Annotated in this window: 21 protein-coding genes; 6 read left to right on the top strand and 15 right to left on the bottom strand. The window is 56.3% G+C overall.

Annotated features, from left to right (window positions below; genetic code table 11):
* Positions 1-37: 37 nt before the first annotated feature.
* Positions 38-1045 carry an alpha/beta hydrolase family protein gene (locus GN242_RS06510; protein WP_156287082.1) on the top strand — a complete coding sequence of 336 codons (1008 nt, stop codon included), beginning with the start codon at positions 38-40 and terminating at the stop codon, positions 1043-1045.
* A 73-nt stretch (positions 1046-1118) separates the two neighbouring features.
* Here the strand turns inward: GN242_RS06510 and gyrA are convergent, their stop codons facing one another.
* The gene (gene gyrA, locus GN242_RS06505) at positions 1119-3755 is read right to left on the bottom strand and encodes a DNA topoisomerase (ATP-hydrolyzing) subunit A (RefSeq protein ID WP_154753920.1); all 2637 of its coding nucleotides are present in this window, start codon (positions 3753-3755) and stop codon (positions 1119-1121) included.
* Between the two features lie 206 nt (positions 3756-3961).
* Here gyrA and ubiG point away from each other — a divergent pair, with 206 nt between their 5' ends.
* From ubiG to yfaE, 4 genes are all read left to right on the top strand, one after another.
* Positions 3962-4693: a bifunctional 2-polyprenyl-6-hydroxyphenol methylase/3-demethylubiquinol 3-O-methyltransferase UbiG gene (gene ubiG, locus GN242_RS06500; RefSeq protein WP_156287081.1), complete on the top strand. Its 732-nt coding sequence runs from the start codon at positions 3962-3964 to the stop codon at positions 4691-4693.
* A 499-nt stretch (positions 4694-5192) separates the two neighbouring features.
* Entirely contained in the window at positions 5193-7478 is a 2286-nt protein-coding gene (nrdA, locus tag GN242_RS06495) for a class 1a ribonucleoside-diphosphate reductase subunit alpha (protein ID WP_154753922.1), read from the top strand.
* A gap of 91 nt (positions 7479-7569) precedes the next feature.
* Positions 7570-8700, top strand: a complete 1131-nt coding sequence (gene nrdB, locus GN242_RS06490; RefSeq protein WP_154753923.1) for a class Ia ribonucleoside-diphosphate reductase subunit beta — start codon at positions 7570-7572, stop codon at positions 8698-8700.
* 1 nt (position 8701) lies between these two features.
* Entirely contained in the window at positions 8702-8959 is a 258-nt protein-coding gene (yfaE, locus tag GN242_RS06485) for a class I ribonucleotide reductase maintenance protein YfaE (protein ID WP_154753924.1), read from the top strand.
* 36 nt (positions 8960-8995) lie between these two features.
* Here the strand turns inward: yfaE and GN242_RS06480 are convergent, their stop codons facing one another.
* The 8 genes from GN242_RS06480 to elaB form a co-directional block, all read right to left on the bottom strand.
* Positions 8996-10186: a nicotinamide mononucleotide deamidase-related protein YfaY gene (locus GN242_RS06480; protein WP_154753925.1), complete on the bottom strand. Its 1191-nt coding sequence runs from the start codon at positions 10184-10186 to the stop codon at positions 8996-8998.
* Between the two features lie 85 nt (positions 10187-10271).
* On the bottom strand, positions 10272-11657 hold the full coding sequence (menE, locus tag GN242_RS06475; protein ID WP_309547449.1) for an o-succinylbenzoate--CoA ligase: 1386 nt from the start codon (positions 11655-11657) through the stop codon (positions 10272-10274).
* The gene (gene menC / locus GN242_RS06470; RefSeq protein ID WP_156287080.1) at positions 11639-12607 is read right to left on the bottom strand and encodes an o-succinylbenzoate synthase; all 969 of its coding nucleotides are present in this window, start codon (positions 12605-12607) and stop codon (positions 11639-11641) included. Before menC ends, menE begins: the two co-directional genes overlap by 19 nt.
* On the bottom strand, positions 12607-13464 hold the full coding sequence (gene menB / locus GN242_RS06465; RefSeq protein WP_156287079.1) for a 1,4-dihydroxy-2-naphthoyl-CoA synthase: 858 nt from the start codon (positions 13462-13464) through the stop codon (positions 12607-12609). The genes menC and menB overlap by 1 nt, the downstream gene beginning before the upstream one ends.
* Before the next feature lie 9 nt (positions 13465-13473).
* Entirely contained in the window at positions 13474-14241 is a 768-nt protein-coding gene (gene menH / locus GN242_RS06460; protein ID WP_195918390.1) for a 2-succinyl-6-hydroxy-2,4-cyclohexadiene-1-carboxylate synthase, read from the bottom strand.
* Positions 14238-15905 (bottom strand): 2-succinyl-5-enolpyruvyl-6-hydroxy-3-cyclohexene-1-carboxylic-acid synthase, encoded by a 1668-nt coding sequence (gene menD, locus GN242_RS06455; RefSeq protein ID WP_154754043.1) that lies wholly within the window; start codon positions 15903-15905, stop codon positions 14238-14240. The genes menH and menD overlap by 4 nt, the downstream gene beginning before the upstream one ends.
* Before the next feature lie 85 nt (positions 15906-15990).
* On the bottom strand, positions 15991-17247 hold the full coding sequence (locus GN242_RS06450) for an isochorismate synthase (protein ID WP_156287078.1): 1257 nt from the start codon (positions 17245-17247) through the stop codon (positions 15991-15993).
* A 134-nt stretch (positions 17248-17381) separates the two neighbouring features.
* Positions 17382-17693, bottom strand: coding sequence for a stress response protein ElaB (gene elaB / locus GN242_RS06445; protein ID WP_154753928.1), 312 nt, complete (start codon positions 17691-17693; stop codon positions 17382-17384).
* A 333-nt stretch (positions 17694-18026) separates the two neighbouring features.
* On the opposite strand from elaB, the gene GN242_RS06440 reads away from it, so the two are divergent.
* Complete coding sequence (locus GN242_RS06440) at positions 18027-19685, top strand: glucan biosynthesis protein D (protein ID WP_154753929.1); 1659 nt, start codon at positions 18027-18029, stop codon at positions 19683-19685.
* Positions 19686-19762: 77 nt separating this feature from the next.
* On the opposite strand, the gene nuoN is transcribed toward GN242_RS06440, so the two are convergent.
* The 6 genes from nuoN to nuoI form a co-directional block, all read right to left on the bottom strand.
* Positions 19763-21220, bottom strand: a complete 1458-nt coding sequence (gene nuoN / locus GN242_RS06435; protein ID WP_154753930.1) for an NADH-quinone oxidoreductase subunit NuoN — start codon at positions 21218-21220, stop codon at positions 19763-19765.
* A 6-nt stretch (positions 21221-21226) separates the two neighbouring features.
* On the bottom strand, positions 21227-22747 hold the full coding sequence (nuoM, locus tag GN242_RS06430) for an NADH-quinone oxidoreductase subunit M (protein ID WP_154753931.1): 1521 nt from the start codon (positions 22745-22747) through the stop codon (positions 21227-21229).
* Positions 22748-22960: 213 nt separating this feature from the next.
* Positions 22961-24799 (bottom strand): NADH-quinone oxidoreductase subunit L, encoded by a 1839-nt coding sequence (gene nuoL, locus GN242_RS06425; RefSeq protein WP_154753932.1) that lies wholly within the window; start codon positions 24797-24799, stop codon positions 22961-22963.
* Positions 24796-25098 carry an NADH-quinone oxidoreductase subunit NuoK gene (gene nuoK / locus GN242_RS06420; protein ID WP_048915457.1) on the bottom strand — a complete coding sequence of 101 codons (303 nt, stop codon included), beginning with the start codon at positions 25096-25098 and terminating at the stop codon, positions 24796-24798. Before nuoK ends, nuoL begins: the two co-directional genes overlap by 4 nt.
* Positions 25095-25649: an NADH-quinone oxidoreductase subunit J gene (gene nuoJ / locus GN242_RS06415; RefSeq protein ID WP_154753933.1), complete on the bottom strand. Its 555-nt coding sequence runs from the start codon at positions 25647-25649 to the stop codon at positions 25095-25097. Before nuoJ ends, nuoK begins: the two co-directional genes overlap by 4 nt.
* A gap of 10 nt (positions 25650-25659) precedes the next feature.
* Positions 25660-26202, bottom strand: a complete 543-nt coding sequence (nuoI, locus tag GN242_RS06410; RefSeq protein ID WP_154753934.1) for an NADH-quinone oxidoreductase subunit NuoI — start codon at positions 26200-26202, stop codon at positions 25660-25662.
* Between the last annotated feature and the right edge of the window lie 3 nt (positions 26203-26205).

The raw sequence follows: 26205 nt of genomic DNA, 5'->3' as shown, positions 1-26205 counted from the left end.
CTGATAATAGACTTTTCTTACCGTCAGAGTGAATAGCATGCGTTTAATTATCTCCACCCTGTTGTTTATATTCAGCTTCCCCGCCTGGAGCTACTCCGTGGGCAGCCAGCAAGACATTATCGTTGATAGCAGCACCGCGCGCAGGCTTGATGTGCGTATCTTCTACCCCAGTGACAGCCATCAGGCTGCGCAGATGCAGGGAGCAAGGGCCGTTTTTATTGGATTTAAGGCTATTACCCATGCTCCGCTGGCGAAGGGACGGTTTCCGCTGATCGTTCTCAGTCACGGCAGCGGCGGTAATAATGCCAGCCTCGCCTGGCTGGCGGTGCCGCTTGCCGCTCGCGGGGCCATCGTGATTGCCGCCAATCATCCCGGCAGCACCACCGGGGACTCCAGCCCGAAAACCGACCTGACCTTACAGACGGGCGACCTCTCCTTTATGCTGACCCATTACCTTGCCGATCCGCACTGGCAGCAGGCCATCGATCGGCAAAAAATCGGCGCTATCGGTCACTCTAAGGGCGGTTATAGCGTACTGGCGCTGGCGGGAGGCCACATCAATCGGCAGCGGCTGACGCATTACTGCCAGGCTATGCCGCAGATGCCGGACTGCCAGTTTTATCAGCGCGACGGAATCAGACTGGAAAACACCAGCGATCAGCGGCTGGCGGCCAGCTATCATGATCCCCGTGTGAGGTTTGTGGTCGCCCTCGATCCTGGCATGAGCTACGTATTCACACGCAGCAGTCTTGATGCCATCGATATTCCGGTATTGACCATCGCCGCAGGCTACTTTATTCACAGCACGGGGAAGATGCGCCTGGGCGTCGACCAGCTAAAACTGCCGCTGCTTACCCTGGCTGAAGCCGGTCATTTTGATTTTCTGCCGCTGTGCACACCAAAGGCTGCGGAGATTCTGGCCGGTGAAGGCGAAGGTTTTATTTGTGAAACGCCAAACGCCCAAAGAGCAGCGATTCACCTTCAGACTATTGCCGCCGTAAGCCAGTTTATGCAGCAGCACGAATTTCTGAGCCAGCAAAAGTAAGCAGCACATACTCTTTTTCAGACAAAAAAAAGCCGGTTCACAGTGAACCGGCTTTCTTAGCAGAGCTTAACGATTACTCGTCATCAGCCTCTGGTGCATCGTCATCGTTTTCCACTTCCGGGGCAATATCATCATCCCCTTCCGCGACGCTGCCATCGATAGCATCAAGTTCATCTTCCGCTACCGGTTCAGCCACACGTTGCAGACCCACAACGTTTTCATCTTCAGCGGTACGGATCAGGATAACACCCTGGGTGTTACGCCCGACCACGCTTACTTCAGAAACGCGGGTGCGCACCAGCGTACCGGCATCAGTGATCATCATAATCTGATCGCTGTCGACCACCTGTACCGCGCCGATGACCGGCCCGTTACGCTCGGTCACTTTAATCGAGATCACACCCTGAGTCGCACGGGACTTGGTTGGATACTCGGTATTAGCGGTACGCTTACCGTAGCCGTTCTGAGTCACGGTGAGAATCGCACCATCATCACGCGGTACAATCAGTGACACCACGCGATCGCCTTCAGCCAGCTTGATACCGCGCACGCCAGAGGCAGTACGGCCCATGGCACGCACGGCGCTCTCTGCAAAGCGCACTACTTTACCGGCAGCGGAGAACAGCATCGCTTCATCGTTACCGTTAGTCAGCGCCACGCCAATCAGTTCGTCGTCATCACGCAGGTTGACGGCAATAATACCGGCGCTGCGTGGGCGGCTGAACTCTTTCAGCGCGGTTTTCTTCACGGTACCGCTGGCGGTAGCCATAAAGATGTTGAAGCCTTCTGCATACTCGCGTACCGGCAGGATCGCCGTAATACGTTCGTTTGGTTCCAGCGGCAGCAGGTTGACGATTGGACGCCCACGCGCACCACGGCTGGCTTCCGGCAGCTGGTAAACCTTCATCCAGTAGAGACGACCACGGCTTGAGAAGCAGAGGATAGTGTCATGGGTGTTGGCCACCAGCAGGCGGTCAATAAAGTCTTCTTCTTTAATACGCGCGGCTGATTTACCTTTACCACCGCGACGCTGCGCTTCGTAATCAGTCAGAGGCTGATACTTCACGTAGCCCTGATGCGACAGGGTAACCACAACGTCTTCCTGGTTGATCAGGTCTTCGATGTTGATATCAGCGCTGTTGGCGGTGATTTCGGTACGACGCTTATCGCCGAACTGATCGCGGATCAGCTCCAGCTCTTCGCGGATCACTTCCATCAGGCGCTCGGAGCTGCCCAGAATACGCAACAGTTCTGCGATCTGCTCCAGCAGCTCTTTGTACTCGTCGAGCAGTTTTTCATGCTCAAGGCCGGTCAGTTTTTGCAGGCGTAAATCAAGGATCGCCTGAGCCTGCTGCTCGGTCAGATGATACTGACCATCGCGGATACCATACTGATCTTCCAGCCACTCAGGACGGGCGGCATCATCACCGGCACGTTCCAGCATCGCTGAAACGTTACCCAGCTCCCACGGACGTGCAATCAGGCCCGCTTTCGCTTCAGCCGGAGAGTCTGCACGACGAATCAGCTCGATAATCGGGTCGATATTCGCCAGCGCTACCGCCAGTGCTTCGAGGATATGAGCACGGTCGCGCGCTTTACGCAGTTCGAAAATGGTACGACGAGTGATCACTTCACGACGGTGACGCACGAAGGCTTCAAGAATATCCTTCAGCGGCATAATCTTCGGCTGGCCCTGGTGCAGTGCCACCATGTTGATGCCGAAAGAAGTCTGCAATTGGGTCAGCGAGTAAAGGTTGTTAAGCACCACTTCGCCAACGGCGTCGCGCTTCACTTCGATCACGATGCGCATACCGTCTTTGTCAGACTCATCGCGCAGGGCGCTGATACCTTCCAGACGTTTTTCTTTTACCAGCTCGGCGATTTTCTCGATCAGGCGCGCTTTGTTCACCTGATACGGAATTTCGTGCACGATGATAGTTTCGCGCCCGGTTTTAGCATCCACTTCCACTTCGCCACGGGCGCGGATGTAAATTTTACCACGGCCGGTACGATAGGCTTCTTCAATACCACGACGACCATTGATGATCGCGGCGGTCGGGAAGTCCGGCCCTGGGATGTGCTCCATCAGGCCTTCGACGGTAATGTTTTCGTCGTCGATAAAGGCCAGACAGCCGTTGATCACTTCGGTCAGGTTGTGCGGCGGAATGTTGGTCGCCATCCCGACTGCGATCCCCGAGGAACCGTTAACCAGCAGGTTTGGAACGCGGGTCGGCATGACTTCCGGGATCTGCTCTGTGCCATCATAGTTTGGCACAAAGTCAACGGTGTCTTTTTCCAAATCGGCCAGCAATTCGTGAGCGATTTTGGACATGCGAACTTCGGTGTAACGCATCGCAGCAGCGGAGTCGCCGTCGACGGAGCCGAAGTTACCCTGACCGTCCACCAGCATGTAGCGCAGCGAGAAAGGCTGGGCCATACGCACGATGGTGTCATACACGGCGGTATCGCCATGAGGGTGATATTTACCGATGACGTCGCCGACAACACGGGCGGATTTTTTATAAGCTTTGTTCCAGTCATTACCGAGCACGTTCATAGCGTAAAGCACACGGCGGTGAACCGGCTTCAGGCCATCACGGACATCTGGCAGCGCACGGCCAACAATGACCGACATTGCATAATCCAGATAGGAGTTCTTTAACTCTTCTTCGATATTGACCGGTGTAATTTCGCGGGCCAGGTCGCTCATGGAGGCGCTTTCCTTCTGTATTATTCCCGGATTCAAAGGTGCGAAAGTATATCACATTGCGTCCAGGTGGTGAATGGAAAGCATCGCATTGGCCGCTTTATTGCATTCTGCTGCTTTCCAGATATCCAGCCCTGCCCACCCCAACCCGTAAACATGTATACTGCGACAAACTTTAGCTGGAGTAATAACCTCATGGTAATAACCCAATGAAAGCAGAACAAAACGCGGGCGCGCAGAACGTTGATCACGGTGAAATTGCGAAATTCGAAGCAGTAGCGTCGCGCTGGTGGGATCTGGAAGGCGAATTTAAGCCCCTGCACCGGATTAATCCCCTGCGCCTTGGCTGGATTGCCCAGCATGCTGACGGGCTGTTTGGTAAAAAAGTGCTGGATGTAGGCTGCGGCGGCGGCATTCTTGCAGAAAGCATGGCCCGTGAAGGTGCCAATGTTACCGGGCTGGATATGGGCGCAGAGCCATTGCAGATAGCACGCCTGCACGCGCTGGAAAGCGGCGTCACTATTGACTATGTGCAGCAGACGGTAGAAGAACACGCAGAGCAGTTCGCCGGGCAGTACGATGTGGTGACCTGTATGGAGATGCTGGAGCACGTGCCGGATCCGCGCTCAGTGGTTCACGCCTGCGCTCGCCTGGTTAAACCGGGCGGTGAGGTGTTCTTCTCCACCCTTAACCGCAACAGCAAATCCTGGCTGATGGCGATTATCGGCGCAGAATACGTGCTGCGGATGGTGCCGCGCGGTACCCACGACATTAAAAAGTTTATCCGCCCGGCAGAGCTGCTGAACTGGGTTGATGAAACGCCGCTGCGCGAGCGCCACATCATCGGCCTGCACTACAACCCGGTCACCAACCACTTCAAACTGGCACCGGGCGTTGACGTGAATTATATGGTGCATACGCACAGAGCTATTGATGCGTAATCGCTGTTCGCGCTATTTCAGTCGGGTCTGATATCCAAAATAGTACGGGTTCCCACCGGGGGCCCGAAGTGCGAAGAGTACAGGTATATATCTTTTTCATCTTACCCCTTCCGCGACGTTCAGGTTAGTCTTGCAGCATCACGCCACTCTGGCGGTGAGGCGTCTTATTATGGGTACTTTTCCAGCAACTAAAAGCTGGAAGTTTTCATGCTGAACAAGAAACCCGCGCTCGATCAAAATTCGAAAAAATTTATCTACCCATTGACATTGACTGCGGGCCTTGAGAAACGCGGACTTAGGAAAAGGGCCAGCCCTGCGACAGTAGTTTTCAGTGAAAATCAAGCCTTGTTAAGCACGTGGAAATTACTAGAATACTCACCATCTAGTTATAAAGATTTCCCTCACCCCCTATATGTAGTGTTTATCCACAGAGTTACTCACAATGAGAAATCTGTGTATAAACGTGGGGATTATTTGTTAAGGACAGGTAAAACGCGACATGAATCAGAGTCTGCTTGTAACCAAACGCGATGGTCGCACCGAGCGTATCGATCTCGATAAAATCCACCGTGTTCTCGACTGGGCTGCCGAAGGACTACAAAACGTCTCCGTCTCTCAGGTTGAACTGCGATCCCACATCCAGTTCTACGAAGGTATCCGCACTTCTGATATCCATGAAACTGTCATTAAGTCCGCTGCTGACCTGATCTCCAAGGATGCCCCTGACTATCAGTATATGGCCGCCCGTCTGGCCATCTTCCACCTGCGCAAAAAAGCGTATGGTCAGTTCGAGCCGCCAAAACTGATCGACCAGGTTACCCGTATGGTTGAGATGGGCAAATATGACCGTCACCTGCTGGAAGACTACAGCGCGGAAGAGTTTGAGCTGATGGACGGCTTTATCGACCACTGGCGCGATATGAACTTCTCCTATGCGGCAGTTAAGCAGTTAGAAGGTAAGTATCTGGTGCAGAACCGCGTAAGCGGTGAAATCTATGAAAGCGCCCAGTTCCTCTACATTCTGGTCGCCGCCTGCCTGTTCTCCGGCTACCCGCGCGACACCCGTCTGGACTATGTGAAGCGTTTCTATGATGCGATCTCAACCTTTAAGATCTCACTGCCTACGCCAATTATGTCCGGCGTGCGTACCCCAACGCGCCAGTTCAGCTCTTGCGTACTGATTGAGTGTGGCGACAGCCTTGACTCTATCAATGCCACCTCCAGCGCCATTGTGAAATATGTTTCTCAGCGTGCCGGTATCGGCATCAACGCGGGCCGTATTCGTGCTCTGGGCAGCCCGATTCGTGGCGGCGAAGCCTTCCACACCGGCTGTATCCCGTTCTATAAGCATTTCCAGACTGCGGTTAAATCCTGCTCTCAGGGCGGCGTACGCGGCGGGGCAGCCACGCTGTTCTATCCGATGTGGCATCTGGAAGTAGAAAGCCTGCTGGTGCTGAAAAACAACCGTGGCGTGGAAGGTAACCGCGTACGTCATATGGACTACGGTGTTCAGATCAACAAGCTGATGTACCAGCGCCTGCTGAAGGGCGAAGATATTACCCTGTTCAGCCCGTCTGATGTGCCGGGTCTGTACGATGCCTTCTTCGCTAATCAGGAAGAGTTCGAGCGTCTTTACACCAAATATGAGAAAGACGACAGCATTCGCAAACAGCGTATCAAAGCTGTGGATCTCTTCTCGCTGATGATGCAGGAACGCGCCTCTACTGGCCGTATCTATATCCAGAACGTTGACCACTGCAACACCCACAGCCCGTTTGACCCGGCGATTGCTCCGGTGCGCCAGTCTAACCTGTGCCTGGAAATTGCCCTGCCAACCAAGCCGCTGCTGGATATTAACGACGAAAACGGCGAAATCGCCCTGTGTACGCTGTCAGCATTTAACCTCGGCGCGATTGAGAGCCTGGACGATCTGCAAGAGCTGGCGACGCTGGCGGTGCGTGCGCTGGATGCCCTGCTCGACTATCAGGACTACCCGATCCCGGCGGCAAAACGCGGTGCAATGGGTCGTCGTACTCTGGGTATTGGCGTAATTAACTACGCTTACTACCTGGCGAAAAACGGCGTGCGTTACTCTGACGGCAGCGCCAACATACTGACTCATCAGACTTTCGAAGCGATCCAGTACTGGCTGCTGAAAGCGTCCAACGATCTGGCTATCGAACAGGGTGCCTGCCCGTGGTTCAACGAAACCACCTATTCACAGGGCATTCTGCCGATCGATACCTATAAGAAAGACCTGGACGCGATCTGCAATACCCCGCTGCTGCTCGACTGGGAAGCACTGCGCGAATCCGTTAAAAAACACGGTCTGCGTAACTCCACCCTTTCTGCACTGATGCCGTCTGAAACCTCTTCGCAGATTTCTAACGCCACCAACGGGATTGAACCGCCACGCGGCCATATCAGTATTAAAGCGTCTAAAGACGGTATACTGCGTCAGGTGGTGCCGGAATATGAGCGTCTGAAAGATAACTACGAACTGCTGTGGGATATGCCAAATAACGACGGCTACCTGCAACTGGTCGGCCTGATGCAGAAGTTTATCGATCAGGCAATTTCGTCGAACACCAACTATGACCCAACGCGCTTTGCCAATGGTAAGGTGCCGATGAAGCAGCTGCTGAAAGACCTGCTGACTGCTTATAAGTTTGGCGTGAAAACGCTTTACTATCAGAACACGCGTGACGGTGCTGAAGATACCCAGGAAGACCTGGCACCATCTATTCAGGATGATGGCTGCGAAAGCGGTGCCTGCAAGATCTAATCTCCGTAGGCCGGGCCTGCCCGGCTACTGCGCGCAACATTGACTCAGTAGGGTCGGGCATGCCCGACCCTGAACGCATCTGGAATAAATCATGGCTTACACCACATTTTCGCAGAATAAAAACAATCAGCTGTTAGAACCGATGTTCTTTGGTCAGCCGGTAAACGTGGCGCGTTTTGACCAGCAGAAGTATGACATCTTTGAAAAGCTGATTGAAAAACAGCTCTCTTTCTTCTGGCGTCCGGAAGAAGTTGACGTCTCCCGCGACCGTATCGACTATCAGGCTCTGCCGGATCACGAAAAGCACATTTTTATCAGCAACCTGAAGTATCAGACGCTGCTGGATTCTATTCAGGGCCGTAGTCCTAACGTGGCGCTGTTGCCGCTGATCTCCATTCCTGAGCTGGAAACCTGGATTGAAACCTGGGCGTTTTCGGAAACCATTCACTCACGCTCTTATACCCATATCATCCGTAATATTGTGAACGATCCGTCGCTGGTCTTTGACGATATCGTGACCAACGAGCAGATCCTGTCCCGCGCCAAAGATATCTCCGGCTACTACGACGATCTGATTGAGATGACCAGCTACTGGCATCTGCTGGGTGAAGGTACCCATGAAGTTAACGGCAAAACCGTTACAGTCAGCCTGCGCGCGCTGAAAAAGCAGCTCTATATCTGCCTGATGAGCGTCAATGCGCTGGAAGCTATCCGCTTCTACGTCAGCTTTGCCTGCTCGTTTGCCTTTGCCGAGCGCGAACTGATGGAAGGCAACGCCAAAATTATCAAGCTGATCGCCCGTGATGAAGCACTGCACCTGACCGGAACTCAGCATATGCTGAACCTGCTGCGCAGCGGTGAAGACGATCCGGAAATGGCAGAAATTGCCAGCGAGTGTCGCCAGGAGTGCTACGACCTGTTTGTACTGGCAGCCGAGCAGGAAAAAGAGTGGGCAGAATATCTGTTCAGCGGCGGTTCAATGATCGGCCTGAACAAAGACATTCTGTGGCAGTACATTGAGTACATCACCAATATCCGCATGAACGCTGTAGGTCTGGATCTGCCGTTTAAAACCCGCTCAAACCCGATCCCATGGATCAACTCATGGCTGGTTTCCGATAACGTGCAGGTTGCGCCGCAGGAAGTAGAAGTCAGCTCGTATCTGGTCGGTCAGATTGATTCTGAAGTCAACGCCGACGACCTCAGCGACTTCGAGCTGTAAGATGGCCAGCATTAAACTGCGTACTTCAGGTACGCAGATTGAGTGCCGCGATGATGAGCAGCTATCCCTGCTTGCCACGCTGGAATCCCATCGCGTTTGCGTGGAGTACCAGTGTCGCGAGGGCTACTGCGGCTCCTGCCGTACTCGCCTGCTGAAGGGCAAAGTCAGCTACAGCGCAAAACCGCTGGCTTTTGTGCAGCCGGGTGAAATTTTACCCTGCTGCTGCAAAGCTAACGGGGATATCGAGATCGAACTGTAGTACGGGGTGGAAAATCCGCCCCGCCATCAATGCGTTTTATAACGTCTCCACTACATTGATCCAGCCGTGCCCGGTACTGACCGACTGACCATTCAGCCAGCGACGCAGCATATTCATCGCCAGCATCGCCACCATCTCCTGACGGGCTTTCAGGCTATAGCGGCCGACGTTGAACTTCACTTTCTGCGCATAGGTACCGTCCGGCGTATGCAGGGCAAAGCCCAGGCGATCGTCGTCCAGCCCCCCTACCACCAGCGAAAGTCGGGCGTGGTTTTGTTTGGCAAGCTGCTGACTGCGCGCGGCCAGCAGGCCCAGCGACTCACTCTGAGCAGGCAGCACATTACCTACCGCCAGCGGTGCCCCGGCTGAGACCAGCTGCCACTGCAGCAGCCCGGCGCTGAACTGCTCGCTGACTGCCAGCGACAGCTTATGCTCTTTCAGACGACGCGCCAGCTGCTCAGGCAGTGTTTCAACGCCTTCAAAGATCACGCTCTCACCGGCAATCTCCCGCACCTGCTGCCAGAACTGCTCCATCTCAGGCAGTTTTGAGACCGGGCCATTCAGCTTCAGCTCAATAATTGGCATCGATGCGCGATAGCCCATCACCACGCCTTCCGGCAGCGGCAGCGGTTCAATCTCTGAAGCCAGATCGCTTTCACCGCGACCAAAAGTGGTCATGCGCAGACATACCGGCGGATCCTGTAGCGGAAAGCGGGTTTTGAGGCGCGGTAAAATCTGATCGTTCACCATCACCTGATATTCAGAAGGGACACCGGGGGTGAAGAAAATCCAGCAGCGATTAAGCTGCATCGCAAAACCGCAGGCGGTGCCCACCGGATTATCGAGCATCTCCGCGCCCTGCGGAATTTCAGCCTGCTTGCGATTGCTGGCGGCCATCACCTTGCCACGGCTGGCAAAGTACGCGGTCATTTTTTCCAGCCACTCAGTATGAACTTCCAGCTCAACTCCAGCTGCGGTCGCCGCCGCCAGCGCACTCAGATCATCGCTGGTGGGGCCAAGACCGCCATTAACGATTAATACATCAGCCACCTTGCTGCGCTCTGTCAGCACCGTCACCAGATCTTGCAGGTTGTCCCCTACCGTCTGACGACTGGTCATCGGCAGGCCCTGCTCGAACAGTACGCCAGCCAGCCAGGCGGCGTTGGTGTCGACGATCTGCCCGTGCAGAACTTCGTCGCCGGTTGAGAGCATTTCCACTCTTATCATCTTATTCTCCGGTGTACTCATGTCCTCACACTGTAGAAAGCCCCCGGCAGAAACACAACGTGATTTTCCAGTTCATTTCAATCGTTCAGGCCAGCGACCTTAAACAGAGCTGCGCCTGGTTTGCCACCCACTCCCGCAGCTGATGGCGTGAGCGTTTAATCCCCCCGCTGCTGGCGGGCGGCAGCGGATACCAGGCCACGGGGCGCTGATACCCGGCCAGCTTTGGCGCAGCCCAGTCCGCCAGCTCCTCCAGTGACGCCGTGCTTTCCACCAGAGCCACCGGACGCTGGCCGTATTCACTATCGGCACGGGGTACCACAAATACCTGCGTCACCGCCGGATGCGTCAGCATTATCCGTTCAATCTGTTCAGGCTGCACCGACTCTCCGCCGGAGAAAAACAGATTATCGCGCCGCCCTTCCAGCAGCAGCTCGCCCCGATGCCAGCGCCCGACGTCGCCGGTATGCAGCCAGCCATCACCACCGGCCAGCGGCCTGAGCGATCCGTTTAACCAGTATCCCGCAGCCAGCGCCGGCGAACGTACCCAGATTTCCCCTGCCACCACGCGCACCTGATGGCCCGTCAGCGGTGCGCCAACCCCCGGAAGATCGCCCGCACGTCGGGCACACAGGGTCGAAGCGGTTTCCGTCATTCCGTAGCCGCAATAGCAGTGCAACCCTGCGGCCTCCGCCCGGCGCGTCAGTTCTGCGGGGATATGCGCGCCCCCCAACAGCACGGCACGCAGGCTGGCGGGTAGCGCGGGCTGATGCAGCAAACGCCAGAGCTGCGTCGGCACCAGCGATGCCACGCTACTGCGCTCCAGCGCCTGATTAAATCCGCCATCATCAGGGATCACCAGCGTGGCTCCGGCCAGCAGCCAGCGCCAGAGTATTCCCTGCCCGGAGACGTGAAACAGCGGCAGCGACAATAGCCAGCGATCGTCACGGGTAAATGACATCAGCCCGACTACCGCCGCCGCGCTGTGCAGATGAGCAGCAAAGGTGTGAGCCGCCGCTTTGGGAAGCCCGGTAGATCCAGAAGTTAAGGTTAGCGTGGCAATTTTTTCCGGCTGCCACCGCTCACAGCCGTGACCCGCTGCCGGAAGTAGCGCCAGCGCGGGAAAATCCAGACAGGCTGAATCACTCAGGTTGAGCACAAAATCAGGTCCCAGCCCCGGCAGCAGCTGGTGTAACTGCGGCTCCGGCAGCTGAGGATTCAGCCCCAGCACCCGCGCCCCACAGGCCAGCAGCCCAAGCCACGCCAGCAGCGCCGTCAGGCTGTTGCCGCTGCGCACCGCAACCAGGTCACCCGCAGACACTCCCTGCAAGCGAAAGCCCGCTGCCTGCTCGTCGATTGCCTGTGCGAGCTGCTGCCAGTTCAGGCTTTTATCACCGTTGTCGATAGCGAGCGCATCAGGCTGAGAGCGCTGCCAGCGGCGCCAGGGCCAGTCGGCTATCGCTGCCAGAGACATTGCAGCGCCTCATGATCCTGCATGGGCAAATGGCTGCCCGGCCACGCACGCAGCACCTGCTGCTGCATCAGTTGCAGCGTATCTAGCCCCGGCAGCACGCCCGGCGTCAGCCAGTGTGCCAGCCGCGCCAGCTGTGTCAGCCCGAGGCTGGACTCCAGCGCGCTGCTAATCACCGGCGTTAATCCCAGCATCTGCGCGTGCAATACCTGCTGCTGCACACGCTGAATAGTGCCGGTGAGCATCGGTTTTATCACCACCGCCACCACGCCGGGAGCGGCGGTCAGGGCATCCTCATGCTCACGCAGGGTTTCATCCCAGGCAATGTTAATGCCGGTTTCAGCGGCAAAGGCGAGGCTTTGCTCTCTGTCCCGGCACGGCTCCTCGATAAAGGCAATCCGTGATCGCAGCTCTGGCGAAACGTAACGAGCGAAACTCAGCGCTTTTTCCAGCGTCCAGCTGCGGTTAGCATCCAGCCGTAAAGTCAGCTGTGGCAGCGCCTCCAGCAGCAGGTTGACCTGCATTCCATCGCGTATCGCCTCATACAAACCCACTTTCATTTTAGCCAGCGGCTCGGGCTGCTTCAGCAGCTGCTGGAACAGGGCATCCGGATCGCCGCTGCACAATTGTGCCAGACGATATTCCCCCTCAGCAGGCAGCCGGTTCGTCAGCTCTGCCAGCGCACAGCTGATGCCAAAGGCCACCGAAGGCAGGGTGCTTTCCAGAGGTTCTTTGCCTGCGCACCACTGTGTCAGCCACACAACGGCCTGCTGCTGTGCCTGCTCCGGCGTTTCGACGCTGAACTCCGGCAGCGGGGCAATCTCTCCCCAGCCTTCTCCCTGCTCATCAGAGAGTTTAACCAGCAGCCCCTGACGCGCCTTGAGCCGCTGATGGCGCAGCACTACCCCGGCATCCAGCGCGACCTGGTATCCGTAAAGCGTGGCGCTGCGCATTATGGATTACGCCGGAAGTTGCTGAAATCAGGCTGGCGCTTTTCATTAAATGCATTGCGCCCTTCCTGCCCCTCTTCAGTCATATAGAACAGCATCGTGGCGTTGCCCGCCAGCTCCTGAAGACCGGCCTGACCGTCACAGTCAGCATTAAGCGCCGCTTTCAGGCAGCGCAGAGCCATCGGGCTGTTTTGCAGCATCTCGCGGCACCAGCGTACCGTCTCTTTTTCCAGCTCCGCCAGCGGTACTACGGTATTCACCAGCCCCATATCCAGCGCCTGTTGGGCGTTATACATGCGGCAGAGAAACCAGATTTCACGTGCTTTTTTCTGGCCGACAATGCGTGCCATATACGCAGCGCCCCAGCCGCCGTCAAAAGAGCCAACTTTTGGCCCGGTCTGACCAAACCGCGCATTGTCTGCGGCGATCGTCAGGTCACACATCATATGCAGCACATGGCCGCCGCCGACGGCATAGCCCGCCACCATCGCCACTACCGGCTTTGGACAGGTACGGATCTGGCGTTGCAGGTCGAGGACATTAAGGTGATGAACCCCGGCGTCATCCTGATAGCCGCCGTAATCGCCGCGCACTTTCTGGTCGCCGCCAGAGCAGAAGGCAAGATCCCCTTCGCCGGTCAGTACGATAACGCCTACCGCCGGATCGCGCCGGGCATTATCCAGCGCCTGCTGGATTTCACTCACCGTTAACGGGCGGAATGCATTACGCACTTCCGGACGATTTATAGTGATTCTGGCGATGCCGTCATCGGTTTTGTGATAGCGAATATCGCTGAACTCAGCGCCGCAATCCCGCCACTGCGCCGGGGCATACAGCAGGCTTTCATCTGGATACAACATCAAAGCTCCTTAATTATGATTGAGCACACGGGCAAGCTGATGGGCAAATGCCTGAGGATTCGCCAGGTGTGAGTTGTGACCCGCAGCGGGGATCACCGCCGGGGGAAGCGCAGCCTGACGGGCAAGCTGCAAAAATTTTTGATCCCATTCGCCGCAGAGATAACGGAACGGGAAGGTTTTTTCGCGCAGTTCCGGCAACAGATCGGGCTGGGTTGAGAGCGATGTCGCCTCCAGCATCGCCGCCAGATCTTCGCCGCGATTATTCAGCCGCCGGGCAATCAGGCGCTGGCGCTGTATGGCGGTCAGTTCGGCAAACACCGGCTGCTGATACCATTCGTTCAGCGCCTCTTCCAGCGGCTGCTGGCGGAAGCGCTGCACCCAGCCGCGATCGTGCGCCTGACGGCTGGCTCGTTCACTGGCGCTGCTGAGGCCAAAATGTCCGGCTTCCACCAGCAGCCCCACCAGCCCGTCTCCTGCGTGGCGGCAGGCGTGATAGAGCGCCAGCCGCCCGCCGAGGGAGTAGCCAATCAGCCAGTAGCGATCGACCTGGTGATAGTTCAGCGTGGCATTCAGCCGCAGGGATAAATCGTCAAAGCCGCTGACGGTCTGCGCACGTGAACCACCGTGGCCGGGCAGATCAATACTCAGCAGCGGCCAGTGGCCAAAGTGGCGCTGCACCGGCTCCCAGTCCGCTGCGCTGCCGAGAAAACCATGCAGCCACACCAGTACCGGACGCGTACTGTGATGGTGCCCCTGCCAGTGCGCATGCAGCATCATAAATGAACCACCTCGCTGGCGCAGCGTGCCAGCGTTTGCGCCCCGTCGTCACCGTTTACCACCACCTCAATCAGCGTGGTGCCCGCTTTGAAACCCTCAGCAACCGCATCCCTGAGCTCATGCCAGCCAGCTGGCTGCGCAAAACGCAGGCCAAACAGCGCCGCCGCATGGCAAAAATCTACCCGTGGGGGCATGGTGAAAAAACGCTCACGCTCAGAGACGGGCGTTGGCAGCATGGAGAAGATCTGGCCGCCCTGGTTGTTCACCACCACCACCACCACCGGCGCGGTGGCCTGCTGGAGCAGCGCCAGGCTGTTCAGATCGTACAGCGCCGAGAGATCCCCCAGCAGGATCAGCAGCGGCTGGCCGGTGCCCCGCTGTACTCCCGCCGCCGTGGCCAGCAGTCCGTCAATGCCGCTGGCACCACGATTGCAGTAGAGCGGATAGCCAGCAGGCAGCTGCGCAAAAGCATCTGCCAGGCGTATCGAGAGGCTGTTACCGATAAACAGCGCGCCGTTTTCTGGCAGCAGCGCCGTCAGCCGATGCGCCAGCTGCGCTTCGCCAAACTGTTGCAGATGCTGTTGCAGATAGTGAGTGGTACGTTGAGCCAGCGTTGCCAGCTGCGGACACCAGGGCTGGTGTACCACCGCCGGATGACGCTGTAACCAGTCGGAAATATCGGCCTGGATACGCCGCCCGCCGACGCTGCCCGGATGGCGCTGGCCCGGCAGTTGATCCACCAGCCAGTACATCTCCGGGCGGCAGCGGTTCTGATAATTGAGCAGGTTTTTTCCCGTCAGGCTGCCGCCAAACTGCACCACAATCTGCGCATCGGCCAGCGCCTGCTGTGCCATCGGGTGCGCGAGCCACAGGGAGGCGGAGGGCAACGGCTGCCCGGTTTGCGATACCACATCGCCCAGCAGAGGCCAGCCCAGCGTAGCAGCCCATGCGGCCAGCTGTTTGCCCTGCTCTGCGCTGACGCGCCCGACAATCACTACCCCGCGCTTCTCACGCCATTGCGGCCAGTCCTCTTCGGTGGCTGCATGACTCTGCTGCGGATAGCTTAACCAGGGTTTACCGCTGTGCCACCAGCTGCCCAGTTCATCCTGCCAGGAGAGATAATCTGCACTGTCTGCACCGTACAGCGGCTCGGCAAACGGGCAGTTGATATGTACTCCGCCGTGCTGCTGCTGTGCCAGCAGCGTATCAACAGCAGAGACCAGCCAGCGCGCCGGTATAGCCGGAGAAGGACGGGGAAGATTGAGTGAAGCGGATACATGAGGGGCAAAAATACCAGGCTGTTCAATCGCCTGATTTGCACCGCAGTTAATCAGTTCGGGAGGACGATCGGCACTGATGGCAATCAGTTTTTCGCCGGTAAGATGCGCTTCAACCAGCGCGGGGTGGAGGTTGGCGACCGCCGTGCCGGAGGTGACGATAACCGCCACCGGCTGATGGGTGGTTTTTGCCAGACCGAGGGCCAGAAATCCGAGGCCCCGCTCATCAAAGTGGGTATGACACACCCATTTATCGCTGGATGCCGCTGCCAGTGCCAGCGGAGCAGAGCGGGAACCTGGAGCGATGCAGATATGCCGCACACCGTGGCGCGTTAGCGTTTCCAGCAGTACGGTAGCCCAGCGGCGATTGAACGTTGCGTGCGACATTTCTTGCTGCATAGCCACTCCAGATCAAAAATCCTCGTGCCATTATAATCAGCCGCTTTCCTGCTCTTTTTGATTTGGGCCAGCTTTAGCCCTGGTTTTCCGCCGTGAGTAATGTGCCCAGCGTGGCGGCTTTGCGCTCCACCTCCTGCCACTCCAGCTCAGGATCGGAGCCACTGACAATGCCCGCTCCGGCATAGAGACGAATCTGTTCGCCGCCTGTCTGCGCACAGCGCAGCACCACGTTGAATTCACTTTCATCCTGCGACAGATAGCCCACCGAGCCGCTGTACCAGCCGCGAGCAAAGGGTTCATGCTGATGGATAAAATCCAGCGCCGCCGCACGCGGTAGCCCCCCCACCGCCGCCGTTGGCTGTAGCCGTGCAACGCACTGCGCATCATCAGCCTGCAACAGCCGGGCAGAAATACGCCGCCGTAAATGTTGCAGATGGCGCAGCGGCACCAGTTCTACCGGCATCACCGCCATTTCATCAACGATATCCGTCAGACGCTGGTGAATATCCGCTACCACCAGGCTGTTTTCCCACTGGTTCTTCGCATCATCCAGCAATCCCGGCTGATCGAGATCTGCCGTTCCGGCCAGCGCTTCAGTATCCATCTCCCGACCCCGCCGGGCATACAGCCGCTCAGGGCTTGATCCCACCAGCGCCTGCTGAGGTTCAGTTGCCAGCATAAAATGGTAGCAACGCGGGTTAATGCGCTGGCTGGCGGCCAGTAGCGCAGCGGGAGAGAGGGGGCCGCTCAGGCTGAAATCCGTAACACGTGCCAGTACGACCTTATCAAGCTCACCACCCGTGATAGCTTTCAGCGCCTGGTTAACCTGCTGCAACCAGCCGTCTTTGTCCGGGGCATGATGCGCACGTTGATAGTGAGGCAATTGCGCCGCAGGCTCCATCGGTCGCAGTTCATCCAGCCAGCGCAGCAGCCGCTTTGCCTCCTGCTGCACTGAAATGTCGCTAATCAGATTGAGGATCAGCCGCTGTCCGTCACTATCCTGCTGCCACAGCAGTACGGGCAGAAACAGGTAGCTGTCGCCATCGATACTGTTGGCACCAAACAGTCGCCACCCCGACGGGAGCTGGCCTAAGCGCCGGGTAGCCTGCGCCATGGAATAATAGCGCTCAACGGCTCCGCAGGCCGCAACGCTCTGCTCACCGCAGCGCGACTGCCAGTAAAACTGGGGCCAGCAGCGCTGGGAAGCCAGCCAGTTCAGCGCATCGGTGTCGGGGGAGAAATTAACGCAGATTTGCCGCATTCCGGGAACGGTGTCGGCGATCTGTGCGAGCCGATCGCGTAGCTGTTCTATGGCCTGATCAAATGGCACGCTGACCTCAGCTGAAAACGGAAGGAGTCTTATATTAACGATATCAAGAAGGGGGAATATTGATCGAACAGGGGCAGAAAATGAAACAGACGCCCGCAGGGACGCCTGTTGTGGTGCTGAATTGCGGTGCTAAATCAGCGACGAGCCAGCAGCAGCCCGATGACCAGGCCAAGGGTGGCACCAACGCCAATCCCCTGCCACGGTTTATCATGCACATACTCATCAGCGCGGGTGACCGCCTGGCGGGCACGCACATAGTAGGTATCCGAGGCATCGCTGATGCGAGATTTCACCTGGTTCAGTGATTTTTCCGCTTTTGCTTTCAGCTCAACATATTTCTGATCGGCCGGATCGCCCGACGACTTCAGCACTTCTTCCAGAGTTTCAGTGAGCAGCGCCAGATCGTCATCCAGGCGGGTTTCATGTGGTTCAGTCGTTGTTGCCATTTCCAGTCTCCTTGGGCGAATAATACTCGTTAAGTAACTATAGACAGTTTTAACCGTTCTGTTTGATTAAAGCCGCCAGGAATAGACTGAGAATCACATACTCCCGGCATACCATATTGTCCTGAGCGTGCTTATTTTTCTGACATTTACGTTAATTCACACGCGAAACCACTGCGGTTGTTAGATTTATCTGATAAATTTTGCGTGAAATGAATCATTACCAAGGCAAGCTGTCGTAACTCCCTGTAACCGGGCTAAATCCGGTGAAGCGAATGCGTGCAAACGCACGACAGTCACTACAAACTCCGTTCACCTGAGGAAATTATTTCCGGCATGAATCGAAGAATGTTTATGAAAGCGTCAATGGCATTCGCAACCCTCAGTGGGATGTCGGGTTTATCCACGTTGTTCTCCCAGGCGGCCTGGGCGGAAGACGGGATTGCCGATGGTTCCGCAAAGCGATTTGATTTTGATGTGCTAAAAAAAATGGCTGCCGATATGGCAAAACAGGCCTACGGTGGCGCTCCCGCTCCGCTGCCTGAAACGCTGGCAACGCTGACGCCGCAGGCTTACAACGAAATCCAGTACGACGCGAACCACTCGCTGTGGAACGGCATCGACAACCGTCAGCTTGACGTTCAGTTTTTCCATGTGGGCATGGGCTTTAAACGCCGTATTCGCATGTTTTCTGTTGATGGTGCCAGCCGTGAAGCGCGTGAAATTCACTTCCGCCCTGAGCTGTTCAACTACAACAATGCCCACGTTGATACCAAACAGCTCGAAGGGAAAACCGACCTCGGCTTTGCGGGTTTTCGTGCGTTCAAAAAACCTGAACTGGCAAAGCGCGATATCGTCTCTTTCCTGGGGGCCAGCTATTTCCGCGCAGTAGATGAAACCTTCCAGTACGGCCTGTCCGCCCGTGGCGTGGCTATCGATACCTTCAGTAACGGTAAGGAAGAGTTCCCGGACTTTACCGCCTTCTGGTTCGAAACCCCTAAAGCAGAAGACACGACGTTTGTGGTGTACACCCTGCTGGATGGCCCGAGCTGCACCGGTGCGTTTAAATTTACCATTCACTGCGAAGAGAAACGCGTAGTGATGGAAGTGGAAAACCACATCTATGCGCGTAAAGATATCCAGCAGCTGGGTATCTCGCCAATGACCACGATGTTCAGCTGTGGCAATAATGAACGCCGCATGTGTGACACTATCCATCCTCAGATCCATGACTCCGATCGTCTGGCGATGTGGACGGGTAGCGGTGAGTGGATCTGCCGTCCGCTGAACAATCCGCAGCGCCTGACATTCAATGCTTACCAGGATGAAAATCCACGCGGCTTTGGTATGTTGCAGCTCAATCATGACTTCCAGGATTATCAGGATGTGATTGGCTGGTACAACAAGCGCCCGAGTCTGTGGGTGGAACCGGTAGGGAAATGGGGCAAAGGTGCTATTAACCTGATGGAGATCCCGACCACCGGTGAGACGCTGGATAACATCGTCTGCTTCTGGCAGCCTGCTGAGGCGATTAAAGCTGGCAGCGAGCACAGCTTCTCCTACAAGCTTTACTGGAGCGGCCTGCCTCCGGTTCGCAGCGGTCTGGCACGCGTTAACGCCACCCGTACCGGTATGGGTGGATTCCCGGAAGGCTGGGCACCGGGCGAGCACTATCCGAACGTCTGGGCGCGCCGCTTCGCGGTGGACTTTGTCGGCGGTGACCTCAAAGCCGCAGCGCCGAAAGGGATTGAGCCGGTGATTAACGTCACCTCCGGCACGCTGAAGCAGGTTGAGATCCTCTATGTTGAACCGATTGACGGCTACCGGATTCTGTTCGACTGGTATCCGAACAGCGACTCGGTCGAGCCGGTAAATATGCGTCTGTTCCTGCGTACCAAAGATGAGACGTTAAGCGAAACCTGGCTATATCAGTATTTCCCGCCGCCGCCGGATAAGCGTAAATACGTGGATGACCGTGTGATGACCGCCGGTTAATCTCGTCGCAGGCAGAAATGCAGGCAAAAAAAATCGGGCCACCAGGGCCCGATTTTTTATTTGCATAGCGCACTGGCTTACATCAGCGGCTGTGCAAGCTTAACCAGCGAAATCAACGGCTGAGGATAGATACCCAGCGCCAGCACCAGAATCGCTGAAATCAGCACCACCACACCACCAGCGGTAAACGCCCAGTTGGCAGGGGTATCACGCTGCAACAGTTCCGGCGGTGACAGATACAGGCTGACGGTCATACGCAGGTAGTAATAGAGACCGATGGCGCTCCCCAGTACCACTGCCCCGGTCAGCCACCACAGGTGCGCGCTGACGCCCAGAGCAATCACGTAGAATTTACCGATAAAGCCCAGCGTCATCGGAATACCCGCCAGCGACAGCATCATCACTGTCATCACTGAGGCAAGAATCGGACGATGCCAGAACAGACCACGATAAGAGTACAGCGAGTCTGCATCCGGGCCACGGTACGGGCTGGACATCAGACTGACCACGCCGAATGCACCCAGGCTGCTGAACAGATAACCGGCCAGATACACGCCAACGGTTTCCATCGACAGCTGATGAGTTTGCACCGCAATCAGAGCAACCAGCAGGTAACCGAGATGTGCGATTGAGGAGTACCCCAGCAGACGTTTGATATTGCTCTGCGAAATCGCCATCAGGTTACCAAACAGCATCGATGCCACGGCAATAATGCCGAGAACAGTACGAACCCCTTCGTTATCAGCCATTGGCGCATACATAAACAGACGCATCAGCACGCCAAAGATGGCGATCTTGCTGGCGGTAGCCAGGAAGGTGGAAACCGGAGCAGGTGCGCCCTGGTATACGTCCGGCGTCCAGAGATGGAACGGCACCAGCGACAGTTTAAAGCCAAAGCCAACGATCATCATACCGAGGCCCGCTAGCAACAGCGGCTGGTTGATCACCCCGTCGTTCAGGCTCTTACCAAGGGAAGCAAAGCCCAGGTTACCGGAATCGGCATAGACCATCGCCATACCAAACAGCAGGAACGATGAGGCCGCAGCTGAAAGGATAGTGTACTTAATGGCAGCTTCCAGCGAGCGTTTCTGCTGGAAGGCATAACCGACCAGGCCAAACAGCGGCAGTGAAATCAACTCAATACCAATGAACAGCGACGCGAGGTGGTTCGCACTGGCCAGCACCACGCCACCCAGGGCGGCAATCAGCACCAGCAGATAGAACTCTTCACGGTTATCCGGGTAGCCCGCCAGCCATGGATAGGCGAAGGTACAGGTTGCCAGGCTGGCAAGGATCACCAGTCCGGTATACAGCATCGAGTAGCTGTCCACCCGCAGCAGCGGGGTGACATCCATTGGCCCTGCCTGGCCGACAAAGTAAAGCGAACAGAGCGCCAGGTTAAGGCCAACGACTGCCAGCGTCGCATTGACGAAGTGGTTGCGTCGCCACGCAATGGACAGCATCACAACTACCACCGTCAATCCGACGATCAGCAGCGGTAGAAGCGCGATCAATTGTTGAGGAGTTATTGTCATGGCGAATTACGGCCTTGTAGTTGAAATTGAAGCAGTAAACCACTGCTGAATATTGCTCATCGCAGCATGCGAGGTATCCAGAATCGGCTGCGGATAAACACCCAGCAACACCAACAGAACCACCAGCACCATAATCATCAGGAACTCACGCGCTGACATCCCGCGCAGCGGCGTTTCTGATTTTGGTGCGCCGTAGTATGCGCGTTGCATCATGATCAGCGAGTAAACCGAGGCGAACACCAGACCAAAGGTGGCGATAACAATAATCACCGGCACCGTCTGGAAGCTGCCCGTCAGGATCATAAATTCACCGACGAAGTTACCGGTACCCGGCATCCCGAGGTTAGCCACGGCGAAGAACAGCGACAGACCCGGCAGCCATTTGATACGTGACCACAGGCCACCCATCTGACGCATATCACGGGTATGCAGACGCTCATACAGCTGCCCGCACAGAATAAACAGCGCCGAAGCGGAAAGCCCGTGAGCGATCATCTGGATCACCGCACCCTGGAAGGCCAGCTGGCTGCCGGTGTAGATAGCAATCAGCACAAAGCCCATATGGGAAATCGATGTATAGGCAATCAGGCGTTTAATATCGTACTGCGAGAACGCCATCCATGCGCCGTAGAAGATACCAATAATCCCCAGCCACATGGCAATCGGTGCAAATTCGGCTGACGCATTCGGGAACAGCGGCAGCGCAAAACGCAACAGACCATAAGCAGCGGTTTTCAGCAGGATCCCCGCCAGGTCAACAGAACCTGCGGTTGGTGCCTGACTGTGGGCATCGGGTAACCATCCATGCAGCGGCACTACCGGCATTTTTACCGCGAAGGCGATAAAGAAGCCCAGCATCAGCAGATACTCGACGGTGTGCGACATTGGCGTTTTTAACAGCTGTTCGTAGTTGAATGTCCACACGCCGGTGGCGTTATAGTGCACAAACACCAGCGCCAGAATGGCAATCAGCATGATCAGACCGCTGGCCTGGGTATAGATGAAGAACTTGGTTGCGGCGGTGATTCGGGTCTTCCCGTCGGAGGCTTTGTGGCCCCAGAGAGCAATCAGGAAGTACATCGGAACCAGCATCATCTCCCAGAAGAAGAAGAACAGGAACAGGTCAACGGCAAGGAACACGCCGATAACGCCGCCCAGGATCCACAGCAGGTTCAGGTGGAAGAAACCCTGCCACTTCTCAATCTCATTCCACGAACAGAGGATCGCCATGACGCCCAGCAGTCCCGTCAGCACCACCATCAGCAGCGACAGGCCATCGAGTGCCAGATGGAACTCAATTCCGAAGCGTGGGATCCAAGGCACAGAGAACTCAGATTGCCACTGCGGAATACCCGCCGCCTGCGTGAGAGAGTAGTCACCTTGCAGCCACAGTTGCAAAGAGAGTACAAACGTCAACCCCATTGCGATCAGTGCGATCCAGCGTGGCAGCTTAGGCCCGAAGCGCTCCAGCTGCCAGCACAGTAACCCACCGACAAACGGGATGAATATTAGCCAAGGTAATAACATGGCGATTTGTTCCCTTTATAAGCCTGAATGGGCTATCTTGCTTGCCATTTTTGCCCCCGGCAGTGCTCGCAATGCTCACATACAACAGTATGCTGCGCTTGCTCCGCGCTGGCGGTGACAAAACTAACTGCGCCGATGACGCCCAGCCTTCAGGTAATTATCAACATTCTTTAAACCGGGGTGGATCGTACTCCCCACCCCACTCACTAACCTTTAAATCGCCAGCAGCAGCGCCAGCACCACCACGGCACCGATACTCATGGAGGCGAGATACCAGCGCAGATAGCCGTTTTCACTGACAACCAGCCCTTTGTTGGCGCCACGCGCCAGCAAAGCAGGGATATTCATCAATGAATTCAGCGGATCGCGCGACAGCAGCCAGGCAACACCGAGATAAGGCTTAACAAAGACTTTGTCATACAGCCAGTCGAAGCCCCATGCGGCAAACCACCAGGTACTGAAGAAACGGCCCACCGCACTGTTGGCAATCGCTGTTACCAGGGTACGTTTACCCAGCCACAGTGCCGCCGCCAGCAGGATGCCAACAATTGCCACCACGCCTGACGCGATCTCTAACGTCAGCACACTACCGTGCGCCAGTTCACTGGTTTCCGGTAATACGCCTTTCAGCGGAGGCACAATCATCGCGCCAATAAAGGTTGAGAGAATTAACAGCACAATCAGCGGCAGATGGTGAGTAATACCCTTGCCTGCATGAGCGTGAATTTTTTCTTCCCCGTGGAAAGTGATAAAGATCATACGGAAGGTGTAGAGGGAGGTCATAAACGCCCCTGCCAGCCCCGCGATCATCAGGTTCAGATGACCGTTAGCCAGCGCACCCGCCAGAATCTCATCCTTACTAAAGAAGCCTGCGGTGATCAGCGGCAGCGCTGACAGTGCGGCCCCCCCGACCAGGAAGCAGACATACACCAGAGGGATACTTTTGCGCAGGCCGCCCATCTTGAAGATGTTCTGTTCATGATGGCAGGCAAGAATAACCGAACCTGAAGAGAGGAACAGCAGCGCTTTAAAGAACGCATGAGTCATCAGATGGAAGATCGCCGCGTCCCAGGCTTGTACACCCAGCGCCAGGAACATATAGCCGATCTGACTCATCGTCGAGTAAGCCAGCACGCGCTTGATATCGGTCTGCACCAGCGCAGCGAAACCTGCCAGCACCAGCGTTACCGCACCAATAATACCGACCAGATGCAGCACTTCCGGCGTCATCAGGAACAGGCCATGAGTACGGGCAATCAGGTAAACACCTGCTGTCACCATGGTTGCGGCGTGAATCAATGCCGAAACCGGCGTCGGGCCTGCCATCGCATCGGCCAGCCATGTTTGCAGCGGCAGCTGTGCAGATTTACCTACCGCACCGCCTAACAGCATCAGGGTTGCCCATTGCAGCATATGGTTGTCTGCCGCAAAGTGCGCAGGTGCCAGCTCCATCATCTCGCGGAAGTTCAGCGTACCCAGCTCGTTGTAGAGAATAAACAACGCAAACGCCAGGAACACATCGCCCACGCGGGTGATGATAAAGGCTTTCATTGCCGCCGCGCCGTTATTCGGGTTGGTGTAATAGAAGCCGATCAGCAGATAAGAGCAGAGACCCACGCCTTCCCAGCCGAGATACATCAGCATCAGGTTATCGGCCAGCACCAGAACAACCATGCTGGCGATAAACAGGTTGGTATAGGCGAAGAAGCGCGAGTAGCCCTCTTCTCCGCGCATATACCAGGAGGCAAACATATGGATCAGGAAGCCAACGCCAGTGACTACCGACAGCATAGTCAGCGACAGGCCATCCAGCGTCAGGTTAACGTCAATCTTGAAGTTACCAACCTGCATCCACGTCCACAGGGCCTGGTTAAACACCTGCTGCCCGTTATTGAAGAAGTCAATTCCTGCATAGGCAGCAACCAGCGCCGCCAGGCCGACAGATCCCATCCCCACGGTGGCAGAAAGGTTTTCTGACCAGCGGCCACGGGAGAAGGCCAGCAGTAAAAAGCCAATCAGCGGAAACAGGATTGTTAAATAGAGAAGGTTCATCCGCGCATCTCGCTCACTTTATCAATGTTGAGGGTCTGGCTGCGGCGATGGAGCTGCAACAGCAGCGCCAGGCCAATGCTGGCCTCGGCCGCGGCCAGGCTGATTGCCAGGATATACATCACCTGCCCGTCCGCCTGTCCCCAGTAGCTTCCCGCCACCACAAACGCCAGTGCTGCGGCGTTAATCATGATTTCGAGACCAATCAACATAAACAGCAGATTGCGCCGGATCACCACACCCGTCAGTCCGAGGACAAACAGAATGGCTGCCAGAATAAGACCATGCTGTAGAGGGATCATACCCGCTCCTCCTTATTACTTTTCGCCGCATCACCCGGGCGGTTGCTCAGAACCTCACCGGAACGCTGCTCGCGACCGATGTGGAATGCCACCACCAGACCTGCCAGCAGCAGCATCGAGGCCAGCTCAACGGCCAGAACATACGGGCCAAACAGGCTGATACCAACGGCTTTTGCATCGATCATCTTACCGTCGATGCCCTGGTCGTTAATGCCGTGAATGGCATAAACCAGCACCACCAGTAACACCAGTGAGAGCACGGCCGGGCCAATCCACATTCCCGGCTTCAGCCACTGACGCTCCTGTTCAACTTCCGCTCCGCCCAGGTTCAGCATCATGACCACGAAGACGAACAGCACCATGATCGCACCGGCATAAACGATGATTTCCAGCGCTCCGGCGAAATACGCTCCGAGCGAGAAGAACACCCCGGCAACCGCCAGCAGAGAAATAATCAGGTACAGCAACGCATGTACCGGGTTGGTATGTGTGATGACGCGTAACGTCGCCAGCACGGCTACCAGCCCACAAACATAAAAAGCAAATTCCATGCCTGGCTCCTTAAGGTAACAAGCCCTTGACGTCGATGGGTTTGGCTTCGTTTTCTGCGTCGCCTTTCTCTTTGCCGTCGATCGCCATACCCGCCATCCGGTAGAAATTATATTCCGGGTATTTACCCGGGCCGGAAATCAGCAGGTGTTCTTTTTCATACACCAGATCCTGACGCTTGAACTCACCCAGTTCGAAATCTGGGGTAAGCTGAATCGCAGTGGTCGGGCAAGCCTCTTCACACAGGCCACAGAAAATGCAGCGCGAGAAGTTAATACGGAAGAACTCCGGATACCAGCGGCCATCGGCCATCTCTGCTTTTTGCAGCGAGATACAGCCCACAGGGCAGGCAACAGCGCACAGGTTGCAGGCAACGCAGCGCTCCTGTCCGTCCGGGTCGCGCGTGAGCACGATGCGCCCACGATAGCGTGGTGGCAGATAAACCGGCTCTTCCGGATACATCATGGTTTCGCGTTTGGCGAAGGCGTTAAGGCCTATCAGCCAGATACTGCGTACGGTTGTCCCGAAACCAACGACAAGGTCTTTCAATGTCATGTT

Origin of the sequence: Erwinia sorbitola, from assembly GCF_009738185.1 — a bacterium.
Classification (GTDB): Bacteria; Pseudomonadota; Gammaproteobacteria; order Enterobacterales; family Enterobacteriaceae; genus Erwinia; species Erwinia sorbitola.
Note: the sequence above shows the minus strand (reverse complement) of the source record. Positions and strands in the feature narration are given on the sequence as shown.

Excerpts from the sequence above, each read along its gene's own strand:
- GN242_RS06510 (WP_156287082.1), top strand. The coding sequence starts at position 38 with ATGCGTTTAATTATCTCCACCCTGTTGTTTATATTCAGCTTCCCCGCC.
- gyrA (WP_154753920.1), bottom strand. The coding sequence starts at position 3,755 with ATGAGCGACCTGGCCCGCGAAATTACACCGGTCAATATCGAAGAAGAG.
- ubiG (WP_156287081.1), top strand. The coding sequence starts at position 3,962 with ATGAAAGCAGAACAAAACGCGGGCGCGCAGAACGTTGATCACGGTGAA.
- nrdA (WP_154753922.1), top strand. The coding sequence starts at position 5,193 with ATGAATCAGAGTCTGCTTGTAACCAAACGCGATGGTCGCACCGAGCGT.
- nrdB (WP_154753923.1), top strand. The coding sequence starts at position 7,570 with ATGGCTTACACCACATTTTCGCAGAATAAAAACAATCAGCTGTTAGAA.
- yfaE (WP_154753924.1), top strand. The coding sequence starts at position 8,702 with ATGGCCAGCATTAAACTGCGTACTTCAGGTACGCAGATTGAGTGCCGC.
- GN242_RS06480 (WP_154753925.1), bottom strand. The coding sequence starts at position 10,186 with ATGATAAGAGTGGAAATGCTCTCAACCGGCGACGAAGTTCTGCACGGG.
- menE (WP_309547449.1), bottom strand. The coding sequence starts at position 11,657 with ATGTCTCTGGCAGCGATAGCCGACTGGCCCTGGCGCCGCTGGCAGCGC.
- menC (WP_156287080.1), bottom strand. The coding sequence starts at position 12,607 with ATGCGCAGCGCCACGCTTTACGGATACCAGGTCGCGCTGGATGCCGGG.
- menB (WP_156287079.1), bottom strand. The coding sequence starts at position 13,464 with ATGTTGTATCCAGATGAAAGCCTGCTGTATGCCCCGGCGCAGTGGCGG.
- menH (WP_195918390.1), bottom strand. The coding sequence starts at position 14,241 with ATGATGCTGCATGCGCACTGGCAGGGGCACCATCACAGTACGCGTCCG.
- menD (WP_154754043.1), bottom strand. The coding sequence starts at position 15,905 with ATGTCGCACGCAACGTTCAATCGCCGCTGGGCTACCGTACTGCTGGAA.
- elaB (WP_154753928.1), bottom strand. The coding sequence starts at position 17,693 with ATGGCAACAACGACTGAACCACATGAAACCCGCCTGGATGACGATCTG.
- GN242_RS06440 (WP_154753929.1), top strand. The coding sequence starts at position 18,027 with ATGAATCGAAGAATGTTTATGAAAGCGTCAATGGCATTCGCAACCCTC.
- nuoN (WP_154753930.1), bottom strand. The coding sequence starts at position 21,220 with ATGACAATAACTCCTCAACAATTGATCGCGCTTCTACCGCTGCTGATC.
- nuoM (WP_154753931.1), bottom strand. The coding sequence starts at position 22,747 with ATGTTATTACCTTGGCTAATATTCATCCCGTTTGTCGGTGGGTTACTG.
- nuoL (WP_154753932.1), bottom strand. The coding sequence starts at position 24,799 with ATGAACCTTCTCTATTTAACAATCCTGTTTCCGCTGATTGGCTTTTTA.
- nuoK (WP_048915457.1), bottom strand. The coding sequence starts at position 25,098 with ATGATCCCTCTACAGCATGGTCTTATTCTGGCAGCCATTCTGTTTGTC.
- nuoJ (WP_154753933.1), bottom strand. The coding sequence starts at position 25,649 with ATGGAATTTGCTTTTTATGTTTGTGGGCTGGTAGCCGTGCTGGCGACG.
- nuoI (WP_154753934.1), bottom strand. The coding sequence starts at position 26,202 with ATGACATTGAAAGACCTTGTCGTTGGTTTCGGGACAACCGTACGCAGT.